An 8157-nucleotide genomic window follows, 5' to 3' on the forward strand; every position below is an offset into this window, starting at 1 on the left:
TACTTGCTGAGCGTGAGCAAGAATTGCAAGAATAACCAACTATAGGGATGCTCAAGGCGTCCCTTTTTCGTATAACATCCCACACGATCGATTTCAAGCGTCAAAAATAAGCACACAGACACAGTTTACAGACATCAAATACCGCCCGAGTATAATTACACTAGACAGCATTTAAAAACTCACAGAGTGGCTTGTGTAAGCGTCTCACGAGTAAATAAATAGATCCACATTGTGGCAGTTGCATGATCTGCAATAGCCCCCGTTTTAGTCCGCAGTCGTTCAAAATGATAGCGAAACGGCAAATTATCCGTGGTCGTTTCAAACGACTAGGACACCAGCTTAAAAGTGAGTCAACCAGATTGACCACAAAACAGGTGGTTTAAAATCACTTGTTTTTAACAAGTCGTTCTGAACGACCTGTTTTTTAAATTGCTTTGGGTCGTTCTAAACGACCTTAACTTATAACCACAGTAAAAGCTATTTTAAGCATGTTATAAGCTCCATTTGATATAATCAGTAGAATTGTACTAGAATAGTATTAAACGTCTTAGAACGCTTTTTATAGCGTGATAGAGTAATACCCCAAATTATAGAGCTTGTAACAGCTTGATACAGTTAGGAGCGTTGGACATGATGAGACTTGAGCCACCAGACACCAGAGAAGTAGACTACATCCAGACACGTAAGAACGTTGCTAACTGGTTTGATACTGAATATAGCAAGTATCAGCGATTAGCAAACATCCCAGTTATTTCAAGCGTACGCTTATCATTAGCTCCCAAAGGAACAGCAAGCGCCAATAGTGTGGAAGATATGAACGTAAACAGAGCCAACGCCAAGCAAGTTTTAGAGTTCGTCGAATGGTACAACTAGCTACGGAATTATCAAAAATAAAGCCTGTGCCCTATTCGCTCAGACTATGGATATCACAGCAGGCACACAGCTCACAGCCTACAAAGATTAGGAGGGATCCCACTTGTTAAAATTTATTATCATTCTTGCGATCGTTACAGCGATCAACGTTTATTTAAAACGCCGTCATTGGTATTCTAGGTTTTACATCAAGCACCTATCCAGCAGGCACGACCTGCAACGCCTTAGCTTGATGATCGATAAAAGACTTAAGCAGTTAGACGATGAAAGATAAGTCACCAGTTGAACAGTTAGTTTTAGAGCTATGTTTTTGTATAACCCAAAAAAGGGATGCACTAGCTTAGTTGCTGGTACATCCCTTTTTTGCGATCTATTCAACTGACAATAATGCAAGAAAATGTAAGAATAAAATTCTTGTTTTTATATGAAATGTAATACATAATATTGACATAGTCACGAGTTAGGACTTGCAAACCTAACAAGTGGCTTAGTGGGAATTATTAAGGCTTGGCCACTTCTCAATTACTAAACCGCGCGGAGGGAGGCTAAAGTTATGATAATTCGGATAGGCTGGAGGTTCCACGGTGTTAATCGTTGCTATTATCTCAGTAGCACCGCCTTTAATACTCAGTTTAGCAAGACTGGTAATAAACGTAGCGCGTGCCTATTGGATAATAAAAAAAGCTAATCACGATTTTAACGATCGCGACTAGCTAGGAAACTTTAAGCCTTAAACCACGCTTGGCGCTAAGTAGTTGCAGCTGCTTAGTGCCTTTTTTCATACACAAGTATATTATATTTAATATACGAATGCAAGTAAGGAGTTACACCAATGACAGAGAAAAAGAAGACCAGCAAAGCACAGCTTGACGCTTCCAACCGCTGGAACGAAAAGAACAAAGCACGCAAATACTATCTTGCTAAAAGATCCATGGCACGCAGTTACTGCAGAGTAGCCACCAAGGAAGACTTAGAAGCATTGATCACATTTGCTAATGAGAAATTAGCCGAACGCTTTCCAAAATAAGCAAAAAGCCCCCTGCACGATCGCAAGAGACTTCTTAGCAAGTTCCACCTTTGGAACTCATGTTAAACGTATTATATCACGTCTCAGGGATGCACGTTATCCAATTGTGGGCAATCACATCCCAACGGTGCAAATAAAAACGCCTTGCACGATTGCAAGACGTCAAAGAACTGTTTTATAAACATTGGTAAATAATCGATTGAGAAACCCTAACATCATTATAGCATACATTAGAAAATAAAAAAGCGCTGGAACTTCCAACGCTTGAGATCATACACTATTTTAAACCACCTAGCCCAAGTTTGAGGGTCTCCCCAGGGTCTCTTTTAAATCATTTTTTATCAAATTTTAAGCACTTTATCTTAAAGAGAGACCCTAAAAAGCCTTTTAAACCGCCAAAAAAGCGATATAACAATATTTATCGGGCTTATAGCAAAAAAGACCAGCTTTGTTATAGCTGGTCTAAGATAATTCTATCCTTGATGTGAAGCAATGTAATCTACAGCATCTTTAACTGTCACGATTCGTTCAGCATCTTCGTCAGAAATTTCAGCACCAAAAGCATCTTCTAATTCCAAAACAAATTCTACCAGATCGATCGAATCGGCATCAAGATCAGTTTTAAAGTTTGTTTGTTCTTTCACCTTATCAGCTGAAACATCAAAATGGTCCTCAATAATTGTTGTGATTTTTGTAAAAATTTCGTTTTCTGTCATGGATATCAACCTCACCTATCCTAGTTTTTCGCAAACAAGTATATCATATTACTCAACGTCTTTGCTATCTAAAGATTCTTTAGCTTGTTGGGCTTGCCAGTATTTTGTAAAATTAGGCACCATTTCTTCATGGATCATGGTTCTGATCTGCTTTAATGTGTAATACACGGTCAGCTCATCACTTGACCCGTGAGCTTTAACGACCGGTGCTTTGACCCCAAGTAAGACTGCACCACCATATTGCGCTTGGTCCATTCGACCTTTGATGCTCTTTAGATCATCTTTTAGTAACAGCGCACCTAATTTGCCCTTAGCACCAGCATTAGCGATCGTGTCTTTCAACAAACTCATCACAGCTAGTGCAGTCCCTTCGATCGCTTTTAAAACCGCATTACCTGTGAAACCATCTGCAACGACTACATCACAGACACCTTTCATCAGATCTTTAGACTCAACATTTCCGATAAAATTCAGTTTTTCATCGGCTGCTAAAAGTTGGTAAGCTTCTTGCGTCACTTTACTTCCCTTATGCGATTCAGTCCCATTGTTCAATAGTCCGATCCGTGGATCTTTGATCCCCCGAACGTTGCTAGCATAATACGTACCTAAAAGAGCATACTGATAAAGATGCTCTGGCTTACTATCTGCATTAGCCCCACTATCAAGTAAATTAAATGCTCCATCCTGCCCTGAAACAACAGGCAATGTCGATAGCAAGCCCGGACGCGTGATCCCCTTGATCCGACCGACTAGTAAAAGTCCTGCTGTCAAAAGAGCTCCTGTGTTACCACAAGAAAACAGCGCATCGGCTTCTTTAGCCTTGACTGCATTAGCTGCTACGACCAAAGACGAATCTTTCTTACGCCGGATCGCTCGGACCGGTTCATCATTCATCCCGATCACTTCGGTCGTGTTAACGATCGTGATCCGAGTTGGATCAGTTATATACTTCTCGATCGCGGTCTTATCACCATACAAAATAAGTTCTAGGTCGCTAAATTCGTCGCGTGCTTTAAGCGCACCCTTAACAATACTTTCGGGTGCATTGTCGCCCCCCATTGCATCGATCGCAATTTTCATTTCATACATCCTCTCTTTAGTCAAAACTAGTAAAATAAGTAAGCTCTTGATTCAAATAGCGCATCAAGCCTGTATTTTCCTGACGATAACGGAATTTTTCGTCGGCCAAAAGTTTAGCTACTTCTAATTGTGCCACTTGTAAAATATTGAAATCACTCACTGGATCACCGATCTTAAAATCTGGCAGACCAGACTGTTTCTTACCCAAAACGTCCCCTGGTCCCCGTAATTCTAGATCCTTTTGTGCGATCACAAAACCATCTGTCGTTTCGACCATTGTTTTCATTCTTTCGATCCCATACTCACTCTTAGGATCAGCTACCAGTAAACAATAAGATTGTTTATTGCCTCGTCCGACACGACCACGCAATTGATGTAATTGCGCTAAGCCAAAACGATCAGCATCTAAGATCACCATGACCGCTGCATTGGGGACGTCGACCCCAACTTCGATCACTGTGGTCGAAACTAAAACATCTAACTCACCCGCTTTAAAATGATCCATTACTTCATCTTTTTGTTCAGACGTCAGCTGACCATGTAATAGTCCCACTTCATAACGCCCTGCATAGTGAGCCCTTAATTTTTCATAGATCTCCGTAGCATTTTGAAGATCCAGCATTTCTGACTCAGCGATCAATGGTGAGATCACATAAGCTTGTGAACCATTTTGCAACTGTTGTTCCATAAAGTCAAGCGCTTGTGTGAATTGCTTTTTGCGTAACCAATTTGTTTTAATGGTTTGCCGTCCCTTAGGTAGCTCATCAATTATCGAAACATCCATCTCACCGTAAGTAGTGATCGCTAGTGTTCGTGGGATCGGAGTTGCTGTCATCGCTAAGGAGTCGGGAAAATCTCCCTTTTGGCGTAAAGCTTGGCGCTGACCGACACCAAAGCGATGCTGTTCATCAGTAACGACTAAACCTAACTTTTTAAAGTTGACATTATCTTGGATCACCGCATGTGTTCCAACCAACAAATTTATCTCCCCGCTGGCTAAATTATCCAACAAAGTCTGCTTGGCTTTTTGATTGCGCGTTACACTACTGGTCAACAAAGCTACATTGACCTCTGGTACGTCTTCAAATAACTTGGCTAACTTTTGGGCATGCTGTTGCGCTAAGATCTCAGTCGGTACCATCAAGACCGTTTGATACCCCGCCGTGATAGTAGCATACATAGCTAAAGCTGCAACGACCGTTTTTCCTGAACCAACATCCCCTTGTAAGAGGCGATTCATATGTTCTGGCTGATGTAGATCCCGACAGATCTCGTTAACGACTCGTTTTTGGGCAGCTGTCAGTTCAAAAGGCAACTGTTTGATAAATCGGCGTAATTTATCGTTATCGTATTTGATAACGATCCCATTTTCTTTGCTGTGTTTTTGCTTAAGCAGTTGGATCCGTAATTGGAATTTGAAAAATTCTTCAAAGATCGCCGAGCGCCGAGCTGCTTTTCCTTGAGCCAAAGTCTCTGGAAAATGCATATCATGGATCATTTGGACGCGTGTTTCTAACCGAAATTTTTGGAGCAAACTATCGGGAACGATATCAAATATCAAATCATGGTAATCAGCATAGGCTAGTGAAACGAGATCTTTGATCGTTTTAGCTGTGATCTCCTTTGAAGCCCGATAAACACCAGCTAGATCTTCATCTTTAGCCTGATACATCACCTTCATCCCAGTTAGGCTCTGACGTCGTTGATCGTACTTGCCATAGACCGCGACCTCTTGACCAGTACTCAATTGTTTAGCTAAATAACCTTGATTAAAAAAAGTCACTTTGACTAGATCATTTTCGACCAATAAGCCAAAATTCAACCGCGTTTTAGCTCGGCCAAAATGAGAAACGACTGGTGGTGCAGCAATGATACCCTTTAAAACGACTTTTTCACCATCAGCCACATCACTTAGTTGCTTGACAGTCAGATCCTCATAGCGAAATGGGTAATATGTCAATAGATCCTCGATCGTATTTATCCCTAATTTGTTCAATGCCTGTAATTTTTTAGGACCCACGCCTTTTAACACTGCAGGTGAGTCCGTCAATGCTCGTGCCATAAATAATCCCCCTCAAACAAATAAATTCTAACTTCTATGCTCGCTAGAAGTTAGAATTTATCGTGCATTATTCGACTGAGATCAAGTATGGATAAACTGGTTGGTCACCTTCATGGATCTCAATTTCGATCTCAGGATCTAATTCTTCAAGTTGAGCTGCAATTTCGTTTGCTTGTTCTTTTGAACCATCTTGACCATAGATGATCGTTACGATCTCACTATCTTCATCTAACATCACCTTAGCCATCTCGATCGCAGCTTGTTCACAAGTTGGTTGGGTGACCACGATCTTACCATCAACGATCCCCATATAATCATCTTTCTTGATCGGACGCCCTTCGATCGTTGTATCACGTACCGCGACTGTAACTTGCCCTGAAAGAACTGCATCCATCTCTTCAGTCATCGCTTCAGTATTTTCTTCGATCGAAGCCGCATCATTAAAACCAAGCATCGCGCTCATACCTTGGGCGATCGTCTTACTCAAAACTACAGCAACTTGAGCATCCGCTACTTCAGCTGCTTGTTGAGCTGCTAAAAAGATATTCTTATTATTTGGTAAGATGATCACTTTCTTAGCATTAGTTTGCTCGATCGCCTCAACGATGTCTTTAGTACTTGGATTCATCGTTTGGCCACCATTAATAATGTGCGTTACGCCCAAGTTTTTGAAGATATTAGCGATCCCTTCGCCTGAAGCGATCGCGATCACACCATATTCCTTTTGAACTTCTGGAGTAGCAGGAATATTAGATGCTGGCATTTCATCATCTTTTTCCAAGATCGTTTCATGTTGTAAACGCATATTATCGACTTTGACTTTGATCAAAGAACCAAATTCCTGACCATAGGATAACACTTTACCTGGATGCTCTGTATGGACGTGAACTTTAACAACTTCATCGTCTGCAATAACGAGTAATGAATCCCCGATCTGCGACAGATGTTCCCGGAATTCATCGTAGTCAAATTCCTTGTCAACTAAGCGTCCTGCCCCCAAACGGACCATGATCTCAGTACAGTAACCAAATTCGATATCTTCAGTATGCAATTGGCTTTGTGCGCTCTTATGATGTTCTGCATTGACCATTTCATCCATTTCGATCGGACTTGGCGTATGGACCTCATCTTCTTGGCGTTCATTGCCAGCTAAAGCATCATAAAATCCTTGATAGACAAAAGTTAGCCCTTGACCACCAGAATCAACAACACCAACTTCTTTTAAAACTGGTAAAAGTTCTGGTGTTGTTTGTAACGCAGCATCCGCAGCTTCATAAGTCGCTTTCATAACTTCAACGACGTCAGTTGTCTGTGTAGCCGTTTTTTTGGCTGCTTCAGCCGCCTTCCGTGCTACCGTTAAGATCGTACCCTCTTGTGGCTTCATGACTGCTTTATAAGCCGTTTCGACCCCACCTTGAAGTGCTGCTGCAAGATCAGCAGCACTCAAAGTTTCTTTTTGTGTAACACTTTTTGAAAAGCCTCGGAAAACCTGAGATAAAATAACACCCGAGTTACCACGTGCACCCATCAACAGACCCTTAGCTAAAGCGTTAGCTAATTCCCCAACATTACTTGAAGTTGACTCGGCAACATATTTTTCACCGCTCGCAAAGGAAAGACTCATATTTGTCCCTGTATCCCCATCGGGCACCGGAAACACGTTTAATGAATTGATAAATTCTGCATTATTAGTCAATCTTTTCGAACTGACCAGAATCATTTTACGAAATTCTGTTTCAGTAATATTCTCCACTTTCAAGTTACTAACTCCTCCTTGGTTATTTCGTGGTACTAATCGTTGATGACACGTACACCTTGAACGATAACATTCACAGATTCAGCGGTAATGCCTAACATTGAATCTAAATTGTACTTAACCTTATCTTGTACATTGCGGCAAACTTCTGAGATCTTTGTACCATAACCGACAATAATATATACATCCACAGCGATGCCTTCATCTTCTTGACGAATCACAACACCTTTAGAGTAATTGTCACGCTTTAAAATTTCATTCAAATTGTCTCGAATCTGTTTCTTGCTGGCCATACCAACGATCCCGAAAATTTCAGTTGCGGCTCCACCAACAACAGTTGCGATCACTTCATTGCTGATATCGATATTTCCAAATTGATTTTGAATTTTAACAGCCATTCTATCCAGCCTCCTTAACTAATAAGACAATTTCCTTTTCCAATAAAAGCGGAAAAGAAATATCAAATCGATGTTCAGTTTCTCACTGCTCGATCAATACTTGTCTTTTCATTATACCATGTTTATCGTAATTGCCCAAAAACAGTTGTTCATTTTATCTTTTTTACCCTTTAACTACTGACATTCTTCCCTGTTAGATCGCCCAAATTAGTTTAGATAAAAATTTAACTTTTGAAAAAATCCTA

Annotated in this window: 8 protein-coding genes; 3 read left to right on the forward strand and 5 right to left on the reverse strand. The window is 40.8% G+C overall.

What is annotated here, in order from left to right:
- The first annotated feature begins 630 nt into the window (after window positions 1-630).
- The 3 genes from Q9Q35_RS06165 to Q9Q35_RS06175 all read left to right on the forward strand — a co-directional run bounded on the left by Q9Q35_RS06165 (window position 631) and on the right by Q9Q35_RS06175 (window position 1900).
- Window positions 631-873: a hypothetical protein gene (locus Q9Q35_RS06165; RefSeq protein ID WP_260449529.1), complete on the forward strand. Its 243-nt coding sequence runs from the start codon at window positions 631-633 to the stop codon at window positions 871-873.
- Between the two features lie 103 nt (window positions 874-976).
- On the forward strand, window positions 977-1147 hold the full coding sequence (locus tag Q9Q35_RS06170; protein WP_160192607.1) for a hypothetical protein: 171 nt from the start codon (window positions 977-979) through the stop codon (window positions 1145-1147).
- A 558-nt stretch (window positions 1148-1705) separates the two neighbouring features.
- The gene (locus Q9Q35_RS06175) at window positions 1706-1900 is read left to right on the forward strand and encodes a hypothetical protein (protein WP_112286438.1); all 195 of its coding nucleotides are present in this window, start codon (window positions 1706-1708) and stop codon (window positions 1898-1900) included.
- A gap of 473 nt (window positions 1901-2373) precedes the next feature.
- Here Q9Q35_RS06175 and acpP read toward each other — a convergent pair whose 3' ends face one another.
- The 5 genes from acpP to Q9Q35_RS06200 form a co-directional block, all read right to left on the reverse strand.
- Window positions 2374-2616, reverse strand: a complete 243-nt coding sequence (gene acpP / locus Q9Q35_RS06180; RefSeq protein WP_304652601.1) for an acyl carrier protein — start codon at window positions 2614-2616, stop codon at window positions 2374-2376.
- A gap of 48 nt (window positions 2617-2664) precedes the next feature.
- Window positions 2665-3696 (reverse strand): phosphate acyltransferase PlsX, encoded by a 1032-nt coding sequence (gene plsX, locus Q9Q35_RS06185; protein WP_304652602.1) that lies wholly within the window; start codon window positions 3694-3696, stop codon window positions 2665-2667.
- A gap of 16 nt (window positions 3697-3712) precedes the next feature.
- Window positions 3713-5758: an ATP-dependent DNA helicase RecG gene (gene recG, locus Q9Q35_RS06190; RefSeq protein WP_304652603.1), complete on the reverse strand. Its 2046-nt coding sequence runs from the start codon at window positions 5756-5758 to the stop codon at window positions 3713-3715.
- Window positions 5759-5825: 67 nt separating this feature from the next.
- Entirely contained in the window at window positions 5826-7517 is a 1692-nt protein-coding gene (locus Q9Q35_RS06195; RefSeq protein WP_304652604.1) for a DAK2 domain-containing protein, read from the reverse strand.
- 32 nt (window positions 7518-7549) lie between these two features.
- Window positions 7550-7912, reverse strand: a complete 363-nt coding sequence (locus Q9Q35_RS06200; RefSeq protein ID WP_304652605.1) for an Asp23/Gls24 family envelope stress response protein — start codon at window positions 7910-7912, stop codon at window positions 7550-7552.
- Window positions 7913-8157: the final 245 nt, after the last annotated feature.

Source organism: uncultured Ligilactobacillus sp., from assembly GCF_948826705.1.
Lineage (GTDB): Bacteria > Bacillota > Bacilli > Lactobacillales > Lactobacillaceae > Ligilactobacillus.